Origin of the sequence: Leucobacter sp. 7(1), from assembly GCF_900163635.1 — a bacterium.
GTDB lineage: Bacteria > Actinomycetota > Actinomycetes > Actinomycetales > Microbacteriaceae > Leucobacter.
The window spans coordinates 124,852-146,562 of sequence record NZ_FUID01000052.1; the positions used below are offsets into that span (position 1 = coordinate 124,852).

Sequence of the window (21,711 nt, forward strand, 5' to 3'; positions counted from 1 at the left end):
TCACCGCACCCTGACGGCGGAGCGCCATCGGTGCCAGACCCCCGGCCCGGCGAGATGCAGCACCACGGGCATCGACGCACCGACGAGCGCATCCCATTCCGCGGCTGCGGTCTCGGCGGCTGTCACGACCTCCGACAGCACCGCCCCCCGCTGGGTTGTGGCTCGAAGGAGCAAGGCGGGCTCGCGGCGCACACGAAAGGCTCCGATCTGCACGGAGATCACGCCCGGGCAGTCGCGCATCGCGTCGCCAATGACCTCTGCGGCGACGCTGCGATCGACAGCCGTCACTCCGCCCACTTCGGCCGCCCTGGCGACCGTGGACGTTCGTCCGCCGCCGCGCGTTGCGAGAAACCAGATCAGCAGCGCAAGCACTCCCAGGATTCCAGCAACTCCCCATGCCACGAGGCCTGGCGGCACAGCCGTGTTCTGCGGATCGCTCACCACAGCAGACACCGCTGCGCGTGCGTCCGACACCGAGTCGTCCCACCCCGGCAGAACACGCGAGATCGCGTCCGGCCACACCGATATCATCACCAGGACGCCTCCGATGACTGCCAAGACCAGGCCGGCCAGGCACAGTACGACACGATTGAGGATCCGGTTCGTCGAGTTCATGCGAGCACCCCCTGAGACGCGATTGAAACTCGGACAGAAGCGGGGAACCCCGCGTCACGAAGCACCGCCTCCGCGGCACGCGTCACGCTCCGGGGATCCTGCGGAACACCGCTTGTCGGGGTGATGCGCACGGCAACCGCGCGCGTGCCCACATTCACACTCACCTGTCCCCGCCCGATCCCGCATCGCATCGCGACTCCGTCCGCCACCGCGTTCGCAAGCACGGTGGCGTCACACAACACCCCGATCCGCGCGCTCGTCCGCTGTCGCCGTGAGTTCCGGCCCGGGAGCACACCGGCCCCCAGGAGCAGCAGGCCGAGCAGGAGTATCGCGATCCCTGCGGCGAGCGCAAGCGCGGGAGCGAGCCTCAGCTCCTGCAGCGTTGTCGCGAGCCCGTCACGGATCCGAGCGTCAAAGCTCCCCCAGACCACGGCGGCAACCGCGCCCAGGATCCCCACAAGCAGGACGCTCACGACGGCGACCGCGGGCGCGGTCCGCGAGGCGTGGGTTTCCCGGCGGAGCACCCGCCGGTACACAGCCGAGAGCTCAGTCATTTCACCCTCCGGGGACTGCTGCGGTCCACCCCCGCGAAGCGCACGTCGACCGCGGCAACATGCCGGTCCGCGAGGTCTCGCATCCCGCTGATCACTGCGTCACGGACTGCTGCCCCGCGCTCGGCAAACGTGCCCGCCGGTGTACCCGACAGGGCCACCGGGACGGTAACGCCAGCCCGGAGTGCTCCGTCGGCATCCGAGAGGGCCACGCGCACACTCCGCAACGGTACGTTTGCGGCGTCCCGAGACAGGGCCATCGCCAACCGTTCTAGGGCACGGGGCGTGAGCACGGTCAGCCCCCTCTCGCGAGGTTCGACGGGTGGGACGCTGGCCTCGGTCACGATGACCTCCGGCCGCGGAAGACATCGGCAAGGGCCCGGACGTCGATCTGGCCATCGAGCGCCCGCCCCACCGTCGCCCCAAGCAGCATCAGCGCGCCAACAAGGACGGCGGCCCAAAACCCGAGCACGACCCAGGTCAGCGCGATTACCGCGCCGACCACAGCACCGATCGTCCCGCTACTCACAGGACTCGCGCCTCCGGTGCACCCTCACCCGCGGCCTGATCATCGTCCGATGGGATATGCACGTCATTGACCGTGACGTTGACCTCGGTCACGTCCATACCAACAAGCTCGCGCAGCGCCAGGTAGATTGCTGCGCGCACGTCGCCTGCGACCTGCTGCAGTGAGACCGGGTACTCCGCGACGATCGTCACGTCGACCGCAACCTGCGTCTCACCCACCTCGACGCTGATGCCCTGAGTCAGATCCGTCGTGTTCAACACGTCGCGGATTGCACCGACAACGCGCGCCGCACCACCGCCGAGTGCGTAGACGCCAGCGACCTCGCGGGCGGCAATGCCCGCGATCTTCGCGACCACACCGTCTTCGATTGTTGTCTTTCCGGCGAGTCCCGCACCAGCATCCGCCGGAGCGATCTTTCCCGTCGTGGACGGTGCAGTCGTGTTCGATACCTGTGCCATGAGCGTCTCCTTCGTGATGAGACCGCGCCGTGCGGCGCGGGTTGCTGAGATCAGCGACACCAATAAGACGAGAGCAGATCGAGATTCGTCACAAAAAAGTTGCTTCTCAGCCAGATGGGTTCTGTGGCGGCGGTGGTATCTTGGGGAGATGCATCTGATCTTCCTGTAGCGGCTGAGCCCGCACTTCACGCTCGTCGAGTCACTCCGAGCGCGGATTCACGCTCATTCAGACCTCATCGGTCGCCGTTAATTGGTGTACCCAGCGTCGCGCTGCGACGGGTACGCCCAGGCAGGAAGAACTGCACAATGCCAACGACCCCTCGAATTCCCGCGCGCCAGCGCGCCCAGATCACCGCCGCTGACCTCTCCGTCACCCGCGGCACCACGCAAGTTCTGACCGGGGTGGATCTCACCCTCACACCCGCGTCACGCATCGCGATCATTGGCGAGAACGGCCGTGGTAAGTCCACACTGTTGCACGCGCTCGCCGGGTCGCTGACCCCGACGAGCGGGACCGTGCGCCGGATCGGCACCGTGGCGCTTGCCGAGCAGGAGATGTCTGCCCCGCCGGGTTGCACGGTGGGGGACGCCGTCGCCGAGGCAATCGCGGATCCGCTCGCGGCGCTTGCCGAGCTCGACACGGCCGCGGCGCAACTCGCGGCCGGCTCTGAGGAGGCAAACGCCAGCTACGCGACCGCTCTTGAACATGTTGAGGCGCACGACGCGTGGAACGCCGAACGCCGCGTCCAGATCGCCCTCGCGGCGCTTGGCGCGGAGCAGGATCTCACACGAGAGCTCGCCGCACTCTCCGTCGGCCGACGCTATCGGGTCCGGCTCGCGTGTGTGCTCGGTGCCGACGACGACTTTCTCCTGCTCGATGAACCCACAAACCACCTCGATCGGAATGGGCTCGATTTCCTCACCGCACACCTCCACGAGCGGCGCGGCGGCGTGGTGCTCGTCAGCCACGACCGGGCCCTGCTTGCGGACCTTGCTGAGACGATCGTTGATCTCGATCCCACGCCCGACGGCCGACCCCGGATCTCGGGCGGTGGCTACGCCGGGTACCGAGAGGGCCGCGCAGCGGCCCAGGCTCGGTGGGAACAGGCATACGAACGCCAGCAGGCCGAGCACACTCGCCTTCAGGACAGCCTGAGCGCCGCGCAGAACCGACTCGTTTCCGGGTGGCGACCCGAGAAAGGAACGAACAAGCACGGTCGGGCAACGCGAGCCGGCGGCCTGGTACAGAGCGTGCACCGGCGGCAGGAAGAGCTTGAGGCACACACGATCTCGCTGCCCGAGCCGCCCCTCAACTTCTCATTCCCTGAGCTCCCTGCACGGGCGGGGGTCGAACTCGTGTCGCTCGACGAGGTCACGGTCGCGGGGCGCCTGAGCATTCCCGTATCCCTCGCACTCACAAGTGGGGACCGGCTCCTCGTAACCGGCCCGAACGGTGCGGGGAAAACAACGCTCCTGCAGCTCCTCGACGGTGCTCTCACCCCGAGCTCCGGGACGATACGCGCCGCCCGCACGGCGCGGGTGGGAAGCCTGCCGCAGGAGAGCGCGCTGCCCGCCGATCGGCGCGCTAGCGAGGTCTTCGCTACGCACGTGGAAGTGCTCATCGCGCGGGGAGTGCTCGATCCGGCGTCGGCCGTGGGGCTCGCGTCTCTCGGGCTGCTGCGCTCACGCGACGCCGGGAAACGGATCGGGGACCTCTCGATGGGCCAGCAGCGCCGGCTCAGCCTCGCCCTCGTGCTCGCGAGTCGCCCGCACGCACTACTGCTCGACGAGCCAAGCAACCACCTCTCGATCGCGCTCGTCGATGAACTTACCGAGGCGCTCCAGGCCACCCCGGCCGCCGTGGTCGTGTCGAGTCACGACCGGCAACTCCTCCGCGACACCGCGACCTGGCCCCGCCTCACCCTCGCGGCCCCCTAAATACGCATCGATGGGTGAGTTTCCGGGGCTTCGGTTTCAGGAAGCCCCAGAAACTCACCCATCGATGCACCCGGAGGGCGCGGGGAGAGCGCCCGGAGGGGCCGGGGAAGGGCCAGCGTTAGAGCACGCTGTGCAGGAAGCCCTGGGTGCGGGCGTGCTGCGGGTTGTCGATCACGTCTGCAGGATCCCCGCTCTCCACAACCACGCCGCCGTCCATGAACACGACCTGATCGGCGACCTCTCGGGCAAACCCGATCTCGTGGGTCACCACGATCATCGTCATGCCCTCGTTTGCGAGTTCCTTCATCACGTCAAGCACCTCGCCAACGAGTTCGGGATCCAGCGCGGAAGTCGGCTCGTCAAACAGCATCAGCTTCGGCTTCATCGCGAGGGCCCGGGCGATCGCGATGCGCTGCTGCTGGCCGCCGGAGAGCTGCGACGGGTAGTGGTCCGCCCACGCATCGAGGCCGACCCGGCGCAGCAGTGTGTGCGCCTCGGCGATCGCGTCCGCCTTGCTCCGACGAGAGACGACCATGGGTGCCTCGATGATGTTCTCGAGCGCGGTCTTATGCGGGAACAGGTTGAACCGCTGAAACACCATACCGATGGAGCGGCGCTGGCGTGCGACCTCCCGCGGGTGCATTTCGCGCAGCCGCTCCCCCTCGGGGCGGTAGCCGACGATCTCGCCGTCGACCGAGATTCGACCCCCGTCGATCGTCTCGAGGTGGTTGATGCAACGCAGCAGCGTTGACTTGCCCGAGCCTGACGGACCGAGCAGCACCGACACCTGGCCGGCGTGCACATCCATCGAGATGCCCTTCAGCACCTCAAGGCTTCCGAAGTGCTTGCGCACCCCGCGGAGCTGGACGAGGGCGGTATCGCTGAGCTCAGCCATTGCGCTCCCCCTTCTTCTTTCCCTGGAACTGGACGGCAATCGCACCCGTCATTTCGCGCGCCTTCTGCAGCGGCGAGGCCGGCGCGTTGCGCTCCACCCCACGACCGAAGTAGCGCTCGAGGTAGAACTGCGGGATCGAGAGGATCGACACGATCAGGAGATACCAGATACTCACGACGATCAACAGCTCGACCTGTTTGAGGTTCTGCGCCGAGATCTGCGTGGCGCGGGTGTACACCTCCATCACCGCGATCAGCGAGAGCAGCGAGGTGTTTTTGATCATGGAGATGAGCTCGTTGCCGAGCGGCGGAATGATCACACGCATTGCCTGCGGCAGCAAGATGCGCACGAACGTCGCGAGCGGGCTCATCCCGAGCGATGCCGCGGCTTCCTTCTGCCCGGCGTCTACGGAGAGCATGCCGGAACGAACGATCTCAGCCGAGTACGCGGCCTCGTTCAACGTCAGCGCAATAATGCCTGCCACGAAGGCTGTCAGCAGGACGTTCGTGTCGATCTCCCAGAACACCACGTCGGTGAACGGGATCCCCAGAGAAATCTTCTCGAAGATGAGGCCAAAGTAGCCCCAGATCACGATCTGCACGAGCAGCGGGGTGCCGCGGAAGAGCCACACGTAGAACGAGGAGAACACGACCGCGACGGGGTTACCTGAGAGGCGCATTGCCGCCAGGATCACGGCGAGCACTGTGGAGATGATCATCGCGATCGCGGTGATCAGCAGCGTCACGCCGACGCCGGAAACGATCTCCGGGTTGAACATGTACTGCCCCACCACGGAGTAATCGATGTTCTTATTCGTCCAGAGGGCTTGGACAAACCAGGCGGCGAACAGGATCAGGGCGAGCGCCCAGATCCATCGCCCCGGCCGCCGGAGCGGGAGTGCTTCGATGTCGAAGCTCCGATCCTGCGCCGGTGCCGTCACAGTTGAGGTACTCATGGTTCGGTCTTAGCCTTCCGTTGACGCGCCGTTGACGATGGCCTTGTCCGTCGCGAACTTCCCGAGGTTGTGGGTGTCGAGGATGTCCTGGTACACGCCTTCCTCGATCAGTGCCTGCAGGGCGAGGCGCAGTGCCTCGGTGAGTTCGGTGTTCTCCTTCAGCGTGCCGATGCCCGTGTATACGGGGTTGATGCCGGCGGGGAACTCCGGATCATCGATCATCTCGAAGTCCTTGCCGTCGCCCGCGGTGGCGACTGTGTACGCGGCGACGGGGGCGTCAACCGGGTAGGCGACGACGCGGCCAGCTTTCAGCGCTGTCTGCGGGTCCTGGGCGGTGGGCAGCTGCTGGATCACAAGCTCACCCTTCCCCTCCGACTTGCAGGTGGCGGCGAGCTCATTCAACAGTTCGAGCTGCGCACTGGCCTTCTGCACGGCCACGGGGTGACCGCACAGGTCGTCGAGGCCGGTGATGCCCTCGGGGTTGCCCTGCTTCACGACGATGGTGAATCCGGCGTAGATCTCCTCGATGAAGTTGAGGGTCGCCTCGCGTTCGATCGTGTCGTTCATGCCCGACATGATGATGTCGAACTTCTTGGCCTGCAGCGACGGGATCACGGTCTCGAACGCCTGGTGCGAGATCTTGAACTCGACGCCGAGCTTTTCACCGAGCGCCTGGGCCAGATCCGGATCAAGCCCGCTCTGCTTTTCGCCGTCGAGCATGATGAACGGCGGGTACGGGATACCGGCGGCGGCGCGGATCACGCCGGCCTCGCGGATCGACTCGGGGAGGGCCGCTGCTGCAGCCTCGTCGACACCGGAGGTGACCTGCGTTGCCGGATCAGCGGAGGGGCTCGCGGTGCCGCCGGTGTCTCCACCGGAGCAGGCGGTGAGGCCGAGCATCGCGGCAAGCGCTGCGGCGGCGGAGATCTGTACGAGCTTCTTCATGAGGTTCCTCTTCCTTGGGGAATGACTGGTGGGGATGTTCGGGGTGGGTTGTGGTGTGGAGGGAGCGCCGAGGCGATGCGGGCGGCCGGTTAGGACGCCCAGGCTTCTTCGCTGGGGCCGACGTGGTGGCCGAGGAACTCGGCGTAGGTCTGCCGGCGTACCGCGAGGCGACTCTCACCCTCACGGCAGAACACGACTGCGGGTTTGAGCGCACCGTTATAGTTATTGGAAAGCGTGTAGCCGTAGGCACCGGTCGCGGCGAGGACGATCGTATCGCCAGTCGCGGGGGCTGCAAGTTCGGCGCGGTCTACGAGCAGGTCGCCGGACTCACACTGACGGCCAACAAGCTGCGCGGTCGTGTCGGGCGTCGCGTTCGCGCGATCCGCCACGATAGGCGTGAACTCCATGTTCATGAGCGCGACGTTCATCTGATCGGCGAGGCCGCCATCGACGGCAACGAAGGTGGCACCCGTGTGCTTGACGTTGTTGACGCGGTAGGCGGTCATTCCGGTGCGCGCTACGAGCGAGCGGCCGGGCTCGATGATGAGGCGGCTACCGGCCGGAAGCACACGCGTTGCCGCGGCGGTAATCGCGTCGAGGTACTCGTCAAGGCTCGGCGCGTGGTGGGTCACGTTGTAGTCGACGCCGAGGCCGCCGCCGATGTTGTAGACAGGGAACTCGCCGAGTTCGCGCACTGCTTCAACGGCACGTTCGAAGGGTTCGACTTCGAGCACCTGGGAGCCGATGTGCAGGTGCAGGCCCACGACGTTGATGAACGGGTGTGCCTCGAGCTTCGCGATGAGTGCTTTCGCCTGCGGGATCGGCAGACCGAATTTCGAGGCCACGCCGCCCGTTGAGATTGCCTTGGGTACATTCGGGTCCACACCGGGGATGATCCGGATCAGGACATCCTGGGGCCGGGTGAGCAGCGCATCGAGGCGTTCCACATCGGCTTCGCCATCGAGCACAATCGCGCCGATCCCGGCCTCGACCGCGAGCACGAGTTCCTCGTGGCTTTTCGCGTTGCCGTGCAGGTGGATCAGCTCGGCCGGGGCCCCCGATTCGAGCGCGAGCAGCAGCTCACCGGCACCGGCCACGTCGATCGCGAGCCCCTCAGCCGCGGCGACGGCGTAGGCGGCAAGCACCGGGAACGACTTCGAAGCGAACGCGACCTGGCTATTGGGCCAACGCGCGGCGAGGCCTTCACGGTAGGCACGCATGCGATCACGCAGGCCCTGCTCGTCGATCACGTAGAGCGGCGTACCGAACTCCTCGGCGAGCGCCGGGACCGAGCAGCCGCCGACCTCGAGGACGCCGTCGGCGCGCACCGCTGCGTTGGGGGGAAAGATCCGTTCAAACCGGGGATCGTGAAACCCGCTACCTGCCACTGGGGAACTCCTTTGTTTCGTCTCTACCGACTGTAGAAACCGAAATCACCCCAATCCTTATCGGATTCGCTAATGTTTACCCGTGGTGTTATCGATTCCGCGCACAAGTGCGCTTCCCCCGCTCTCGAACGGCCTTCCCATAGGAAGTCTTGTCAGCCAGATGGGGCACGGCGTGCTGACCGTGCTGCACGCGTCACGTCGTTCAGCGGCGCTTCTCGGAGTCGCGTACTACGACACTGACCTCGGCGATCAGCAGCTTGCGGGGCAACTCATCATGCTCACCGCGCACGCCGAACTCGGTGCCGAGCGCCTCGACGCTCTCTGCGCGCGCCTCCGGGAAGCGCGCGCGAGCGGGATCGTGGCCCGCGCCGCTGGCGGGCCGGAGGGAGCCGCCCTGGTAGCGGCGTGCGCGCAGCATGACATCCACCTGCTCGACCTCACACCCACGGTGGGCTGGCGCGAGTTTGATGCACTCGTGAGCCGGCTGCTTGGCGAGCACGGGGCCGGACTCCAGCTCGGCACGAACTCGGGCGACAGGCTTTTTTCGCTCGCGAACTCCGTCGCGCAGGCATTCGGGGGGTCCGTGGCAATCGAAGATCACCGCCGCAACATCCTCGCCTATTCCGCGCTTCCCGGGCAAGCAATCGACGCTCTACGCGCAAACGGCATCCTCACGCGACGCACACCTGACGGTCCCCTCAACGAGATTCGGTACCGTCAGGTGTTCGCCGCCGATGGCATCTCCAGGTTTCCGACCGAAAACGGCTTCGCGCCGCGGGCCGCGCTCCCCCTTCGAGCGGGAAACATTCCGCTCGGGTCCATCTGGGTCATCGATCCAGCAGGCGACGAACTCAGTACCCCGCTATCACCAGAGAAGGAAGAAGTACTGCGGAGCGCCGCGGAGCTTGCCTCGGGGTACATCGTGGACGCCTGGCGCTTCGACCACGGCGACGAGCGTTCCAAGGAGACGGCGTTGCGGCGCCTGTTCGCAGGGACGCCGCACGAGAACGATTCGACAGTGTTGGGCATCCGGCCGGACCAGAATTGCCTGGTGCTCGCGATCGACAGCGGGGCGATCCTTGAGGGCGACCTAAGCGAGATCCGCACCGCGGCGTCCCGCCACCTGTCCGTGTATTTCCCCGGCAGCATCTGCAGCGTCATGGAGGGAAAGGTCGTCGCACTGCTCCCCACGAGTTCGACCGGCCCCGTGGTGCGCTCGCTCGAGCGCCTGCTCCCCGAACTCGAACGCCTCGTTGGGGCTGCCTGCCACTGCGGGCTCAGCTACCCTCGGCGGCCCAGCACATCGCTCACCGAGGACTATGAGCGCGCCGTTCGCGTCGCCGAGTGCGCCCGATCCATGCGCCTCACGGTCGCGACTCCCGACGAGGTGCAGCCCCAGCTCGTGCTTCGCCAGTGTGCCGACGCGCTCAGGTCCACAGACCTCCGGCTCCCCGAGACCGAGATCCTGCTGGGGTCCGGTGAGGCCGAAACACGCGCCACACTCCTCGCCTGGCTCGAGGAACGCGGGAGCGCCCCTCGCGTGGCGGAACGTTTGAACGTGCACGAGCAGACCGTGCGCTACCGCATGCGTCAGGCCACGGCGCGGCTCGGCATCGACCTGGAGGATCCCGACCGTACGCTAACTCTGTGGCTCCAGCTCCGACTGGCTGAGCTCGACTAACGACGGAGGATGCGGTCCGCGAGGGCGCGGCGCGAGGGCGCATCACCGCTGGCCTCGCCCACGAGCACGCGAAAGAGTGTCGGACCAACGAGCTCTGCCGCGAGAGTGTCTTCACTCAGCGCCGGATCGATCCGAGCTGCGTCCCGGATACGCCGGATCACCGCGCGCGCAGCGTCGCCGAGTACATCCTGGTTGCCGAGCAGCGCGGCGACCTGAGGGTCGTGCTGCGCTTCCCCTAAGAGTGCGCGATAGGCAAGCCCCGCGTCGGACGCGGTCAGGAACGAAAACAGCGCCTCCAGGAACTCGGTGACGACGGCGTCCGGGGTGCCTGTCGTCACGACAGTGAGTTCCCGGATCGCGTCGGCGGCACTCGCTTCGAGCAGGATCTCAGCCTTTGACGACCACCAGCGATAGACGGTTTGCCGTCCCACCCCCGCTTTTTCAGCGATGCCCTTCATCGTGAGCGCCGCGTATCCCTCGGAGACGAGCAGGTCGTCGGCGGCGTGCAGGATCGCGAGCCGCGCATCTTCGCTACGCGGGCGCCCCAGCGGGCGGGTGTTCTCGGCCATGCGTCGACAATATCACTTTCGAGACTTGCTGTCTCGCAATCCAATCACTACGCTTGCGATACACAGTGTCTCGTTATTCCGCATATCGAACCCCAGGAAGATTCCGCATGACCACTCCCCCCACTCCCCGCTGGGGCGCCACCGCCCGGCGCGCGATCGTCGCGACGGCGTTCGCATTTGCCGTCACCATGATGGGCACCACGCTCCCCACCCCGCTCTACGCGATCTACTCAGCCCAGCTCGACTTCACACCACTCACCGTCACGGTGCTCTTCGCGGTCTACGCGCTCGGCGTTGTCGGAGCGCTCCTGCTCTTCGGTCGACTCTCGGATGAGCTCGGACGCCGGCCTGTTCTCCTCATCGCAGTCGGCTTGGCCCTGACCAGCGCCGTCCTGTTTCTGATCCCACCCAGCCTCCCCCTCCTCCTTGTCGCGCGTGTCGTATCCGGAATCGGTGCCGGCCTAATGAGCGGTGCCGGGACGGCCGCGATCATCGACCTGTTCCCCGCCGACCGCAAGGCCACAGCCGCGACCGTGGCCGTCACCGCGAACTCGGGCGGCCTCGCGCTCGGAACGCTCGTTGCCGGCGTCCTCGCGTCCACGGTCTCCGAACCACTCGTGACGCCGTTTGCCGCGCACCTCACACTCACCCTGATCGCACTCCTCAGCCTCGCACGATGGGTGCCTACCCCGGCTCAGCGCGGCCGGTTCCGGATCCGCCCACAGCGCCTGCATGTTCCCGCGGAAATTCGGGGCACGTTCACCCGCGCCGTCTGCGCCGGCGGGATCGGCTTCTCAACCGCGGGAGTCCTCACGGCCGTCTCCGCCCTATTCCTTGCCCGACACCTGGGGCTCACGAGCCCCGCGCTTTCCGGCTTTGTGGTGTTCCTCACCTTCGCGGGCATGGCGTCCGGCCAGCTCATCGCTCGGCGACTGCGCCCCGTAGTCGCGATTCCCGTGGGGTGCGGCGGCCTCGCCGCGGGAGCGGGGATCCTCGCACTCGCCCTCGCGACCGAAACACTGGTACCGCTGCTCATCGCTGCCACGGTGCTCGGCATATCGAGCGGCCTGTGCCTGAACGCCGGCATTGCGAGCACCGTCGAGCAGGTCCCGCCAGCCGAGCGGGGCGGCGTCTCCTCCGCGTTCTTTGCCGGACTCTACGTGTTCCTCGCCATCCCCGCGATCGGTGTCGGCCTGCTCGCCACGCAGCTCGGCCTCATCACCGCGGGCCTCGCGTTCAGTGCCCTCGTGGCGCTGGGTGCCTTGACAGTCGGAATTGCTGCAGTCGCGAGCGCGCGACGATCCGACACCGCCGCGTAGCCCCTACTCCTCAAACATGGGCAGCTCCGGGGCCAGCGCCCGCAGCTCCCCCCAGACGGCGAGGAAACGTCGCCGCACCGCCTCCGGATGCCAGCTGCCCGCACGGAGCTCACGCGGAAGCAACGGATCGACCCGCAGCGCCTGATCCAGCGCCTCGCTCAATCGCAACGCCTGCGCCGCGATCGCGACCGGCCCCCCGGGGCGAGCACGCTCCGCCCGGGCGAGTTCACGTTCCAGCGGCGCGTAAGCTGCGAGCGTCGGTGCGGCCGGCCAGTACTGTTCCGCGATCTCTGCGGCTGCTACGCACCCCGGAATGTGGAGTTCCGTGGTTGCGGCCACGATGAGACGCGAGTCGAAGCCTTTGAGCGCGAGGAGCCGCGCCACCTCCGGGCCGAGTTCGTGCGGCGACAGGTACATCCCTGGCGCGAGCGCCACGGCCCCGAGGAGCGTCAGCGCGCCGCGCACGGCGTCCCGCTCTGAGCGTTCGGATTCGGGGATCGAGAATGCGAGTATCCACCAGCGGCCATCCCACGCGGCACCACCTTCGTCCTGCGTAAACGCAAAGGCGACGAGCTGATCTTCCACGGCGGCCACTGCGGTGGCCGCCTCCGTCCGCTCCAGACGTCCGGCGCGCCCGCGCCCCACCTGGCGCAGGGATCCCGCGGCTTCCATGCGCCGGATCGCGAGCCGAACGCGCTGCTCGGGAATGCCAAGTTCGAGCCCCACGTCATAGAGGAAGTCGAGCTGAGTTCGCCCGCTCACCCCCAGGCAGCCTTCGATCACGGTGCGGGGCGAGACCTCTAGGGGCGCCGCATCCGCCACAGTCTCGACAGTCATATGGCTACCGTATCGCGCTCACTGGCTCGCCGCCGGCGTCCGTGCGTCGACGCTTTCCCAGGGGTAGCCGTGCCGCGTGAATGCGGCGGCAACCACGGCTTTGCCCCCTTCGACGTCGTCGTCAAACAGTACGCGCCCCTCCACCGATTCGATACGCACTTTGCCGCCGTGACGGTAGACGCCGCCGACAAGCTCACGCGCCACAACGCGAACATCATCACCCTCACGAATCTGGATCTGCCCGTCGCTCAGCGTCAGAACTGCACTCTGGTACGTGATGACACACGCGATCACCAAGCCAACGACCCCCAAGACCGCAGGACGACCCACAACCATCACGGGGTGCTCAAACGAGCCCAGAAACTTGAGCACGTCGAGGTATGGGATGGGCCACGTCGAGACGTGCTGCAGCACCCACGGAAGCACAAATCCGAGCCCCACTCCGGCACCACCACACACGACCCACACCACAACCTTGTCGACCGTCGTCATGCGCAACACGGTCTCGCTGCGCGCCGGATCGACATTCTGTGCTGCATCCACTGCGGCCACCCTTTCCGTGAATTTTCTATCTTTATTGACACGATCGTAGCAGAAAAGATAGATTTACCGCATCGCCCGCGACTCAAAGGACCCACCCGCATGCACACTCCATACTCTGACCCCGCTTCGGCGGGAGCCTTCTCCAACCTTCCGCTCCGGGCGGGCACCACCTCACTGCACTGGCGCCCACTGCGCAAGACCGACGCCACGCTGCTCCATCGACTCCACCAGGCGGCGGGGCGGATCGACCACCCCCACGCCCGCCACGAGCGCGCTGCAGTCGCCCTACTGCTCGACGAACCGAACTTTGTCCCGCGACGTGACGGGATCATTGCCATCGGCCCAGGCGGGGCAGCACTCGCCTACGGCGCGTGCGTCCGCGAGAATCCCCCGGCACCCGACTCCGACCGCACGATCCCGGTACACCGCGAGATCCGGCTCGACGGCACCGTGCATCCACAGATCCGCGGCCACGGAATCGGACATGCGCTCCTCACCTGGCAGAAAGACCGAGGCCGGGCGCTCCTGGCACTCACCTCACCCCCGGCCGGCGGCCCCGACCCCACGGACACCCCGGCGCTCCTCACCACCTTCGCGCACACCCCGAGCTCCGCCGCCGCGCGACTGTACAGCGCGGCAGGCCACACGCCAGTTCGATCCTGGCTGCGGATGCGCCGCCCTCTGGGGACCATGGCACCCGCGTCCGCCGTGCCGGCACCGCCGATTCCCGAGCGCCCGCTCCCCACCGGGATCCAGCTCCGCCCGTTTTCCCTCCGCTACTCCGAGCTGACCCGGATCGCGCTCAACGATGCGTTTCGGGACCACTGGGGCTTCACCCCGATTTCGCGGCGCGACTGGCGTCGCCAGGGTCGCGACGGCACATTTGCATCCCGAATCTCGCTGCTCGCGTTGGCCGGGCGGGGCACGCGGCGCGACCCGCGCCGCGTGGCGGGCTTTGTGCTCTCCCAGGTCAACCGCAAGGAGTGGGTGCTGCACGGGGAGCGATTCAGTAAGTTCGACGCGATCGGAGTCACCCGCGCCTGGCGGGGTACGGGACTCGCCACGCCGCTCATCGCGGCAGCACTCCGCGCGCACGAAGCACGGGGCTTCTCAAGCGTGGAGCTCGACGTGGATGCAGACAACCCGAGCGGCGCGCTCGCCATGTACACACGGCTGGGCTTCACCGAGCGCGATCGCTCCGTGAGCTACGGACTCAGCGCGTAACGTCGTCTCGCTCAGTCTGAGTGCCAGCGCTCCTGATGTTCCTGTTGCGCCGCAGGCAGTGCGTGCCGGTAGTGCGTTGCGTAAAAGTCAGGATCAATGTGTTGCGACTGCAGGTACACCGAGGTGAGCACCGTAGGAATCGTCTCGGGAAAGCCGCCAGATCGTTCGATCAGCGTCGCCAGCACACTCGAGAGGTACCGCAGGGTCGCGTCATCGAATCGTTCCGTCTCGGCCCGCACCCCAGCGTTGTGGCGGAATGGTCCGTCCGAGGCTCCGAGGCCGGTCCCGAACGCGCCGTGCGCACCGAACTTCAGTTCGGTAAACGCCGCGACAATTGCGTCCGGGCCACCGTGATAGAACGGATGCAGCGTCTCGAAGTGCCCCGACAACCCCACCGGCCTCGCGGCCACGCCCGCGATACTGTGTACAAGGTCGAACCCGAGCCCCGGCACGCCCTGCGCCGCGTGGGCCCCCAGGAGCGCGCCGGAGTCCACGCCACCAAATAGCCAGCCGCCCAGCCCCATCGCCTGCTGCATCAATTGTGCATTGTGGCCAAGGATCCCGGACTCCACGCTCGCCTGCTGAAATACGAGCTGTTCAAAGGCCGCGAGCGGCACCCGCGCCGAGTCGTGTACGCGCCCCAGCGCCAGCAACTCGGCGGGGTTCCCCACGGGCGCATCTGCCGCCGGATCCCACAGTACGACGCCCTCGCCCGTCACGATGCTGAGGAACGTCAGGAAATACTCAGTCATGTCGGTGACCGGGACAAACAGGGTGGTGCCGTCTTGCAACACATCCCAGCGATTATGCGCGGAGACGTGCGGCGCCCGCGGCGGAACCCGGAGTCGCGTCTCGGTCACCTGTTCGGTGAGCGCGGTTGTCACGGCAACAAGCTCGCGGAGAGAGGCCGCGTTGCTCACCGCGCGCAGTTCCGCGGGCCCGGCCTCCCGGATCCGGGTAATGGAGACCCCGTCATCATCCGCGATGACAAGTTCAGAGGCCTGCACCCCAGCCGCGCTCGGCGAAGTCCGTCCCGCAAGTCGCAGCGGGTAGTTGGCTCCGGCGTGGGCATCCCCGGACGCTGTGTGCGGCATGCCGAGGTGCCAGCCCGTGAGCCCTGTCGCCGCCCACACGAGCAATGCACGTTCCTCATCCGTGAGCGGCTGCGGTTCACGCTGAGAGGTAAAAGCCAGGGGTCCATCAGGAATTGTCATGCCGACGCCGAAACGACGGGAGCGGCGATCACGCAGCGCATCGACAAGCGGGTAGGAGCTCAGGTCCACGAGCGGATCCATCACTGGGCCGTAGCGTCCGGTGCCGACAGGGGGCCGCGCGTGCGTGCACTGAGCGCCTCGTCAACGTCAAAGTAGCTCGCCCGAATGTCACTCACCCCGGGCATCGCCGCCAATGAGGTACGCATCGGCCCCTCACCCCAGGCCCGCGCCGACGTTTCATCCAGGAAGAGGTAGAGACCCGCTGCTTGACCGCGCTCGTCGTCAGATCCCCAAATCTTCCAGATCAGCCCCGGGACCTCACTGATGTGCTCAGCGGCGAGGCGGTTCCGTTCCCGCTGAGCCGGATCCGCCGAGCCGAGTGTGCGAGCGTAGTTCACCTGGAGAAATTTCATAGCGGAGCCTCCCACTGGGACAGTCTGGACAGAAATCCATCCCCCAGCGGTGCCGCGTACCAGTCACCAGTATCCCCCAGAAGGATTCCGCCGACAAGAGGCGGCGCCCGCGGGACGCTAGTTGAACATGAAGCTCGACGCGCAGGTGCCAAACGCCACGACAAATGCGGCGAACAGCCCCAGGGTCACCCAGGTGTTCATGGGGAGCTTCTCTGGCCCTTCCTCGGGAACCGTCGTCTCCGCGGCGTGAGCGCCCCCGGTAGCCGGGTCAAGCGCCGAGTCGGAGTTCAGTGCCCCATCGGTGTGGGGACCAGGCGCGGCACTCATGCGGGGCTCACAATTCGAGTGATATCCGATACGAGTGCGACCGCAAGCACGGCGAACACAAACGCCATGAACCACGTGTACATCCACTTGCCGCGGTGATCGCTCACCCAGAATCGCCGCACGCTAATCACACCGTTCACAACGGCGATGGCGCACAGCACGATGCCGACAGGCGCGGCGAGCACCCCGGCGACGCCCACGATCGGCACCAGAATCGGGATCAGCAGGTACGTGATCAAGCACCGTACGCCCGAGATGATGATCGCAACGCGGAAGTTGCGATGCGCATCCCGGTCGATGAACGGGGTCTTTTTGATCTCGGAGACGCGCAGGAGGCGGCGCATAAAGCGATCCGCGGCGGAACGCTCATTCTCAGCTGTTTCTTCAGCTGCCGCAGGTGCGGTGTTCACGATAGCCATTGACTCTCCCAGTCGAGCGCAGCGAGTACAGACGGACCCCATCTCTCGAAAAGCCTAACAGCCTTTTCCTGTTCATCAGATGTGGTGTCCGCATGCCCCATGCCGTTGTTCCCCGGGTCGGCCCTGATCGGCATGCAGAGGCGCCCGAATCGGCATGCCCCAGGCAACCGGCCCAACCGTACGCTCTGGGTATCCAAAGAATTGCAGCGGCCAGAAAGGTGGGCAGTGATGCGCACAGTGCGTTCCTCACAGCGGTTCGAACTCAGCCGCCGGGAGCTGTTCCGATGGGGCGGCGTTGGGTTGGGTGCCCTGGGTATTGCTTCGCTCTCTGCGTGTGCGGGGAGCGACAGCCCGCGACCGCTCGTGTGGGGAAACTGGACCGTGACTATGGACTACGACGAGACCACCGGTTCCTACCCGACGCTTGATCAGTTCACCCAAGAGTCCGGAATCCCCGTGGACTATCTCGAGGATATTGATAGCAGCGCAACGTTCTACGCGAAGATTCGCGAACAGCTCGAGCAGGACCAATTCCCCGGGTACGACCTGTTCAATTTCGCGGATGACTACACGGGCCGACTTATTGAGGCAGGGCAGGTCCAGGAGTTCGATCACAGCCGGATCCCCAACCTGGCGAACTTGTCTGACCTGATGAAAAATCCGAGCTTTGACCCCGGGCGGAAGTTCAGCATCCCGTGGCAGGGTGGGCTAACCGGCCTCTGCTACAACGTGGATCTCTATCCGAAGGGCGTTCAAAGCCTCTCAGACCTTGGCGCACCCGAACTCCACGGACGTGTGGGGATTCTGACCGAGATGATTGACACAATAGGCCTGACACTCCTCGAGCAGGGCGTCGATGTGTCGAGCGGTTGGGGAGACGCAGAATTCGAGCGAGCGCTTGCGGAGATCCAAGAACGATTGCAGCGCGGACAGTACGCCCAGGCGACCGGGAACTCGTACACCCAGGACCTTGAGACGGAACGCATTTGGGCCGCAATGTGCTGGTCCGGCGATGTGCAAGTACTCAATGAAGAAGCCGGACGAGAACAGTTCAAGTTCGTGATCCCCGAACCAGGGGGCCTCAAGTATGTGAATTCCATTCAGGTTCCGAACGGTTCAGACCGCATGTCAGATGTTGAACGTTTGATCGACTTCTACTATCAGCCGGAGGTCATGGCTCAGGTAGTTGCCTACACCGCAACGGTGCCGCCCATCGACGGAGTCCAAGAGGCGCTCGCCCGAATCGACCCAGCTCTCGCGAAGAGCCCGCTACTGTTCCCTTCCGATACTGACGCACAGAGAATCTTCGATTTCCGGCAGCTCACACCCGCGGAAACGAAAAGCTACGTTGACGCGTTCGTCGGAATGCTCAACGGGTAGCAACAGTTCGTTCCCGCATACCCCTCTCTACAGAAAGCAAAGGTATCCCAGTGAGTACACGACCAAGCTTCGTGATCTGCGACGTCGCAGTCGTTGATGGAACCGGTGCCGCAACACGTGAAGATGCGTACCTCGAAGTGCACGGGAATCGGATCGCCCGCATTGGCGACATGACGGAGTACACCCCACGTGACGGGGTGGAAGAGATCCGCCTCCCGGGCCACTTTGTCATGCCTGGTCTGATCGATGCCCACGTGCACCTCTCAGGCGGACGTGCCGAGATGGATGATCAGGAGATCGGCGTCGCCGCGGAACCCATGGGGCTCAAGGCGATGCGCTCTGTGTACGAAGCGCAACAGCTTCTGAAACGAGGATTCACGACAGTCCGGGACATTTCTTGGAACGGTTTCTATCTGAAGCGGCTCTTTTTTGAGCAGCAGATCCCCGGCCCGAAAGTGGTGGCCTGCGGTCCCGGCCTCACGCGAACCGGCGGGCACGGTGACCTGTTTCAATTCACTCCGGAGTACGTTGCAGAACATGGCGTCTGGGGCATCATTGCCGATGGCCCTGAAGAGGTTCGCAAGGCCGTGCGGCGCAATCTCCGCGAGGGAGCCGATGCGATCAAAGTGTGGGTGAGCGGAGGCGACAACTGGCCCCACGATCGTATCGATGACGTGCACTACTCAATGGAGGAGCTCCGTGCGTGCGTCGATGAGGCACACCGTCAAAAGGGCACCATTGTTGCGGCCCATGCCGAAAACCGCGAAGCGATCGAAATGGCAATTGATGCGGGTTGCGACACGATCGAGCACGGCGAGGACATCGATGAGGCTCTCGCCCGGAAGATGGTGGAGCACGGGACCATCCTGGTCCCCACGCTCGAACTCATCATCAACTGGTACAAGGATTTCATCCCACTGGGCGACGAGCCGCGAGAGCCTGTCCGCCCCGAGGCCTTCCTGTATCGGGACCTCTACCAAGAGCGGACCGAGGAATTCGGGGCCGCATACAGTGCCGCGTCAGAAGCAAGCTTCCGCACAGCCCTCGCCGCCGGCGTCAAGATCGCGCTCGGCTCGGATACCGTGTACGAGCCGCTCACGAAATACGGTGAATACAGTGCCCGAGAATTCAAGGCGCTTGTCCAGTACGGGATGACCGTGCCGCAGGCAATACACGCGGCAACCTCGGTGTCGGCTGAGGCTGTCGGCATGGCTCATGTCCTCGGGACGCTGGAACCTGGAAAGCTCGCGGATCTCCTGGTGCTCCGCGCAGATCCGACGGTGAATGCCGAAGTTGTCTACGACGTGCGCAACCATGCCCGGGTCTACTGCGACGGCAAGCTGACAGTACAGGATGGCGAGTTCGTCTGGTAGCAGGAGCCGCCGTATCCTGATCTGACCATGGATACCGACGATTCACGCGTCTCAGTGACCTACGCACAGGTGCGGCGGACGTCGCTGCACACCCACTCCGGGGTACTTGAGATCGTCTTGGTTCTGCGCGGCGAGCTTGAGGTCACCGTGAGCTGCGAGCGCTTCGTGCTGGGCCAGGGCGACTACGCCGTTCTGAACGAGGGTGACCCGCATGTCTTCGTGGGGAGCGAAGAAAATGTCACTGCGATACTCCAGATCAAACTTGACGCGTTCTCGGATGCCGTGCCCGGTCTCTCAGGCGTAATCTATGCGTGCGAGTCGTTTGATCTTCCGCGGTTTCGCCGCGCTGAGGGGTCTCTGCGTGCGCTCATCCTCCGTGCGATCCTCGCTGACTCGACATCCCGAAATGATGCTGCCGCTTCGCTACTCACCGAGCTCGCTGCGGGGTATGCATTCGAGGACTACTACGAACGTCAGCGGGAGCTCACTCCCGCGCGGCGCCACCAGTTCCGTTCGATCGTCTCCGCAATGCAGGATCGGCTCGCATCACGAGACGTCCTTGGCCAGATTGCACAAGACCAGCACTACCGGAAAGACTCTCTCTCGCGGATCGTGCGGGAGGCCACGGCCGTCAGTTTTAGTGATCTTCTCACGTACCTGCGGGTCAGTTCAGCGGAACGCCGACTGGTGAGCACCGACCTTACAGTGGCAGAGATCGCTGCCGAGTGTGGCTTCTCCGATGTGAAATACCTCACGCGTGCTTTTCGATCCTGGTTTGGCGAGTCACCCGCCGACTACCGGCGCCGGGTTCGAGCGCAGTACCCAGCAGACGATCAGATCATCACGAGCCCAGAGTTGGGAGCCGTGCTCGCGGAACAGCTCACGTTGTTGGAAAGCGGGGAACCGGGTCCGCCTCGTCTCAGCGTGACGCCGCTCCTCCTCAAGAACTTGGGGGGCCGCTCCGACCTCTTTCGATCCATCGCCGAGCTGGCGCGCACGCTCCCGCCCCCGCCCCGCGGTCTTGTCCCCGCGACTCCACACCTCCTGCCCATTCAAGTAACTCCCCGCACTCCGGCACCCTTAGACCTCATCGCAGGACTCGATCGGGAACAGTTCCAGCCAGCATTGCTCGTTGCGTCGTCAGATCCAGATCTCGTCCGTTCGACAGTGCAGGAACTTGTCGGGGCTGGGGAGCGCAACGTACTTGTGTGGCTCACGTACGATTCTGGTCAGGGTGTCGCCGAGGAACGGCGAGCTGCGGAGCTGCGGAGCGAATACGGCGTGTCTGTGGTTCCGATGCGTCTCGGGTAGCGCAACGCGCTCTGTCCGCCCCACACAGGCTGGCGGACAGAGCGCGTTGCGCCCGGGATTACTGCGCGTCAGCGGGCGGCATCAGCACGCTGTCGACGAGGTAGACAACCGCGTTCGCGGTCTGCACGCCGCCGCAGATCACGTGTGCACCGTTCACCTGCAGCGTGTCGCCGGAACCTGTGACTTCAAGGCTGTCTCCCTCGACAGTCTCGTGCGATCCCGCGATGTCCTTCGGCTCGATCTGACCCGGAACCACGTGGTAGGTGAGAATCTGGGTGAGGAGCTCGCTGTCGGTCTTCAACGTGTCGATCGTGGCAGCGTCGATCTTGCCAAAGGCGTCATCGACCGGAGCAAATACAGTGAACTCGCCGCCGTTCAATGTGTCCACAAGGTCGACTTTGGGGTTGAGCTGGCCACTCACCGCGGACACGAGCGTGGTGAGCATCGGGTTATTGGATGCTGCCACAGCCACGGGATCTTGGGACATTCCCTGAATCGATCCGGCACCGTCAGGGACCGCTTCCGCGTAAGCGCTGCAGCCCGATCCGACGAGGTTCGCTGCGGGATCCATCGTTCCGGTCGAGGTGTCCGGGGCCTGAGTTTCCGACTGCTTCGGTGCAGCGGAATCTTCCGTGCCCGCGTCCGAGGACGCCCCCATCGAACAGCCCGTCAGTGTGGCTGCCCCGATGAGTGTGAGGGCGAAGGCGGTGCCGAGGGTCTTCTTCTTCGTGAACATGGTTCCTCCTCAGAAATCAATCCGCGGATTCCCGCGGCTTGTGAACGTCTTCGGAGCCCCGACCGGATCGGATTGCAACTTTCTTGCAGAT

The 21,711-nt window shown here is 65.4% G+C and carries 24 protein-coding genes; 7 read left to right on the plus strand and 17 right to left on the minus strand.

All coding sequences use genetic code 11. From position 1 onward, the window contains the following. The 5 genes from FM113_RS10000 to FM113_RS10020 are packed head-to-tail and all read right to left on the minus strand — an operon-like array spanning position 1 to position 2,153. Positions 1-615: a hypothetical protein gene (locus FM113_RS10000; RefSeq protein ID WP_087014204.1), complete on the minus strand. Its 615-nt coding sequence runs from the start codon at positions 613-615 to the stop codon at positions 1-3. Continuing rightward, on the minus strand, positions 612-1,169 hold the full coding sequence (locus tag FM113_RS10005; RefSeq protein ID WP_087014207.1) for a hypothetical protein: 558 nt from the start codon (positions 1,167-1,169) through the stop codon (positions 612-614). Before FM113_RS10005 ends, FM113_RS10000 begins: the two co-directional genes overlap by 4 nt. After that, positions 1,166-1,510, minus strand: a complete 345-nt coding sequence (locus tag FM113_RS10010) for a hypothetical protein (protein WP_176387158.1) — start codon at positions 1,508-1,510, stop codon at positions 1,166-1,168. The genes FM113_RS10005 and FM113_RS10010 overlap by 4 nt, the downstream gene beginning before the upstream one ends. Beyond that, on the minus strand, positions 1,507-1,695 hold the full coding sequence (locus FM113_RS10015) for a DUF2273 domain-containing protein (RefSeq protein ID WP_087014211.1): 189 nt from the start codon (positions 1,693-1,695) through the stop codon (positions 1,507-1,509). Before FM113_RS10015 ends, FM113_RS10010 begins: the two co-directional genes overlap by 4 nt. Continuing rightward, complete coding sequence (locus FM113_RS10020) at positions 1,692-2,153, minus strand: Asp23/Gls24 family envelope stress response protein (protein ID WP_087014393.1); 462 nt, start codon at positions 2,151-2,153, stop codon at positions 1,692-1,694. The genes FM113_RS10015 and FM113_RS10020 overlap by 4 nt, the downstream gene beginning before the upstream one ends. Before the next feature lie 306 nt (positions 2,154-2,459). On the opposite strand from FM113_RS10020, the gene FM113_RS10025 reads away from it, so the two are divergent. Continuing rightward, positions 2,460-4,091, plus strand: coding sequence for an ABC-F family ATP-binding cassette domain-containing protein (locus FM113_RS10025; protein ID WP_087014213.1), 1,632 nt, complete (start codon positions 2,460-2,462; stop codon positions 4,089-4,091). Positions 4,092-4,209: 118 nt separating this feature from the next. On the opposite strand, the gene FM113_RS10030 is transcribed toward FM113_RS10025, so the two are convergent. The 4 genes from FM113_RS10030 to lysA all read right to left on the minus strand — a co-directional run bounded on the left by FM113_RS10030 (position 4,210) and on the right by lysA (position 8,274). Beyond that, on the minus strand, positions 4,210-4,986 hold the full coding sequence (locus FM113_RS10030) for an amino acid ABC transporter ATP-binding protein (RefSeq protein WP_087014215.1): 777 nt from the start codon (positions 4,984-4,986) through the stop codon (positions 4,210-4,212). Continuing rightward, positions 4,979-5,941 (minus strand): amino acid ABC transporter permease, encoded by a 963-nt coding sequence (locus FM113_RS10035; protein WP_087014217.1) that lies wholly within the window; start codon positions 5,939-5,941, stop codon positions 4,979-4,981. The genes FM113_RS10030 and FM113_RS10035 overlap by 8 nt, the downstream gene beginning before the upstream one ends. Positions 5,942-5,950: 9 nt before the next feature. Next, complete coding sequence (locus FM113_RS10040) at positions 5,951-6,886, minus strand: ABC transporter substrate-binding protein (RefSeq protein ID WP_087014219.1); 936 nt, start codon at positions 6,884-6,886, stop codon at positions 5,951-5,953. A gap of 89 nt (positions 6,887-6,975) precedes the next feature. After that, a complete protein-coding gene (gene lysA / locus FM113_RS10045; protein ID WP_087014221.1) occupies positions 6,976-8,274 on the minus strand; it encodes a diaminopimelate decarboxylase in 1,299 nt (432 codons plus the stop codon). Between the two features lie 82 nt (positions 8,275-8,356). Between lysA and FM113_RS10050 the strand changes: the two genes are divergently transcribed. Continuing rightward, the gene (locus FM113_RS10050) at positions 8,357-9,955 is read left to right on the plus strand and encodes a CdaR family transcriptional regulator (protein WP_140393335.1); all 1,599 of its coding nucleotides are present in this window, start codon (positions 8,357-8,359) and stop codon (positions 9,953-9,955) included. Here the strand turns inward: FM113_RS10050 and FM113_RS10055 are convergent. Continuing rightward, on the minus strand, positions 9,952-10,524 hold the full coding sequence (locus tag FM113_RS10055) for a TetR/AcrR family transcriptional regulator (RefSeq protein WP_087014225.1): 573 nt from the start codon (positions 10,522-10,524) through the stop codon (positions 9,952-9,954). The genes FM113_RS10050 and FM113_RS10055 overlap by 4 nt on opposite strands. 107 nt (positions 10,525-10,631) lie before the next feature. On the opposite strand from FM113_RS10055, the gene FM113_RS10060 reads away from it, so the two are divergent. Then, on the plus strand, positions 10,632-11,843 hold the full coding sequence (locus FM113_RS10060) for an MFS transporter (RefSeq protein ID WP_087014227.1): 1,212 nt from the start codon (positions 10,632-10,634) through the stop codon (positions 11,841-11,843). A 3-nt stretch (positions 11,844-11,846) separates the two neighbouring features. Here the strand turns inward: FM113_RS10060 and FM113_RS10065 are convergent, their stop codons facing one another. Next, the gene (locus FM113_RS10065; RefSeq protein WP_087014229.1) at positions 11,847-12,680 is read right to left on the minus strand and encodes a hypothetical protein; all 834 of its coding nucleotides are present in this window, start codon (positions 12,678-12,680) and stop codon (positions 11,847-11,849) included. Between the two features lie 18 nt (positions 12,681-12,698). Next, positions 12,699-13,223: a hypothetical protein gene (locus FM113_RS18155; RefSeq protein WP_176387159.1), complete on the minus strand. Its 525-nt coding sequence runs from the start codon at positions 13,221-13,223 to the stop codon at positions 12,699-12,701. A gap of 99 nt (positions 13,224-13,322) precedes the next feature. Here FM113_RS18155 and FM113_RS18160 point away from each other — a divergent pair, with 99 nt between their 5' ends. Beyond that, complete coding sequence (locus FM113_RS18160; RefSeq protein WP_176387160.1) at positions 13,323-14,447, plus strand: N-acetyltransferase; 1,125 nt, start codon at positions 13,323-13,325, stop codon at positions 14,445-14,447. A gap of 11 nt (positions 14,448-14,458) precedes the next feature. Here the strand turns inward: FM113_RS18160 and FM113_RS10075 are convergent, their stop codons facing one another. The 4 genes from FM113_RS10075 to FM113_RS10090 all read right to left on the minus strand — a co-directional run bounded on the left by FM113_RS10075 (position 14,459) and on the right by FM113_RS10090 (position 16,820). Continuing rightward, positions 14,459-15,730 carry a hypothetical protein gene (locus tag FM113_RS10075; protein WP_140393336.1) on the minus strand — a complete coding sequence of 424 codons (1,272 nt, stop codon included), beginning with the start codon at positions 15,728-15,730 and terminating at the stop codon, positions 14,459-14,461. Between the two features lie 11 nt (positions 15,731-15,741). Continuing rightward, positions 15,742-16,074 carry a YdhR family protein gene (locus tag FM113_RS10080; RefSeq protein WP_087014235.1) on the minus strand — a complete coding sequence of 111 codons (333 nt, stop codon included), beginning with the start codon at positions 16,072-16,074 and terminating at the stop codon, positions 15,742-15,744. Positions 16,075-16,191: 117 nt separating this feature from the next. Further along, positions 16,192-16,401 (minus strand): hypothetical protein, encoded by a 210-nt coding sequence (locus FM113_RS10085; protein ID WP_087014237.1) that lies wholly within the window; start codon positions 16,399-16,401, stop codon positions 16,192-16,194. Beyond that, positions 16,398-16,820, minus strand: coding sequence for a hypothetical protein (locus tag FM113_RS10090; RefSeq protein ID WP_217895991.1), 423 nt, complete (start codon positions 16,818-16,820; stop codon positions 16,398-16,400). Before FM113_RS10090 ends, FM113_RS10085 begins: the two co-directional genes overlap by 4 nt. 228 nt (positions 16,821-17,048) lie before the next feature. Between FM113_RS10090 and FM113_RS10095 the strand changes: the two genes are divergently transcribed. Genes FM113_RS10095 through FM113_RS10105 form a run of 3 tightly spaced genes read left to right on the plus strand, consistent with a single transcriptional unit; the run spans position 17,049 to position 20,884 of the window. Beyond that, on the plus strand, positions 17,049-18,200 hold the full coding sequence (locus tag FM113_RS10095; protein WP_176387161.1) for a PotD/PotF family extracellular solute-binding protein: 1,152 nt from the start codon (positions 17,049-17,051) through the stop codon (positions 18,198-18,200). A 50-nt stretch (positions 18,201-18,250) separates the two neighbouring features. Further along, the gene (locus tag FM113_RS10100) at positions 18,251-19,573 is read left to right on the plus strand and encodes an amidohydrolase family protein (RefSeq protein WP_087014241.1); all 1,323 of its coding nucleotides are present in this window, start codon (positions 18,251-18,253) and stop codon (positions 19,571-19,573) included. 27 nt (positions 19,574-19,600) lie between these two features. Next, positions 19,601-20,884: an AraC family transcriptional regulator gene (locus FM113_RS10105; RefSeq protein WP_087014243.1), complete on the plus strand. Its 1,284-nt coding sequence runs from the start codon at positions 19,601-19,603 to the stop codon at positions 20,882-20,884. A gap of 58 nt (positions 20,885-20,942) precedes the next feature. Here the strand turns inward: FM113_RS10105 and FM113_RS10110 are convergent, their stop codons facing one another. Next, on the minus strand, positions 20,943-21,620 hold the full coding sequence (locus FM113_RS10110) for a fasciclin domain-containing protein (protein WP_087014245.1): 678 nt from the start codon (positions 21,618-21,620) through the stop codon (positions 20,943-20,945). Positions 21,621-21,711 lie beyond the last annotated feature (91 nt).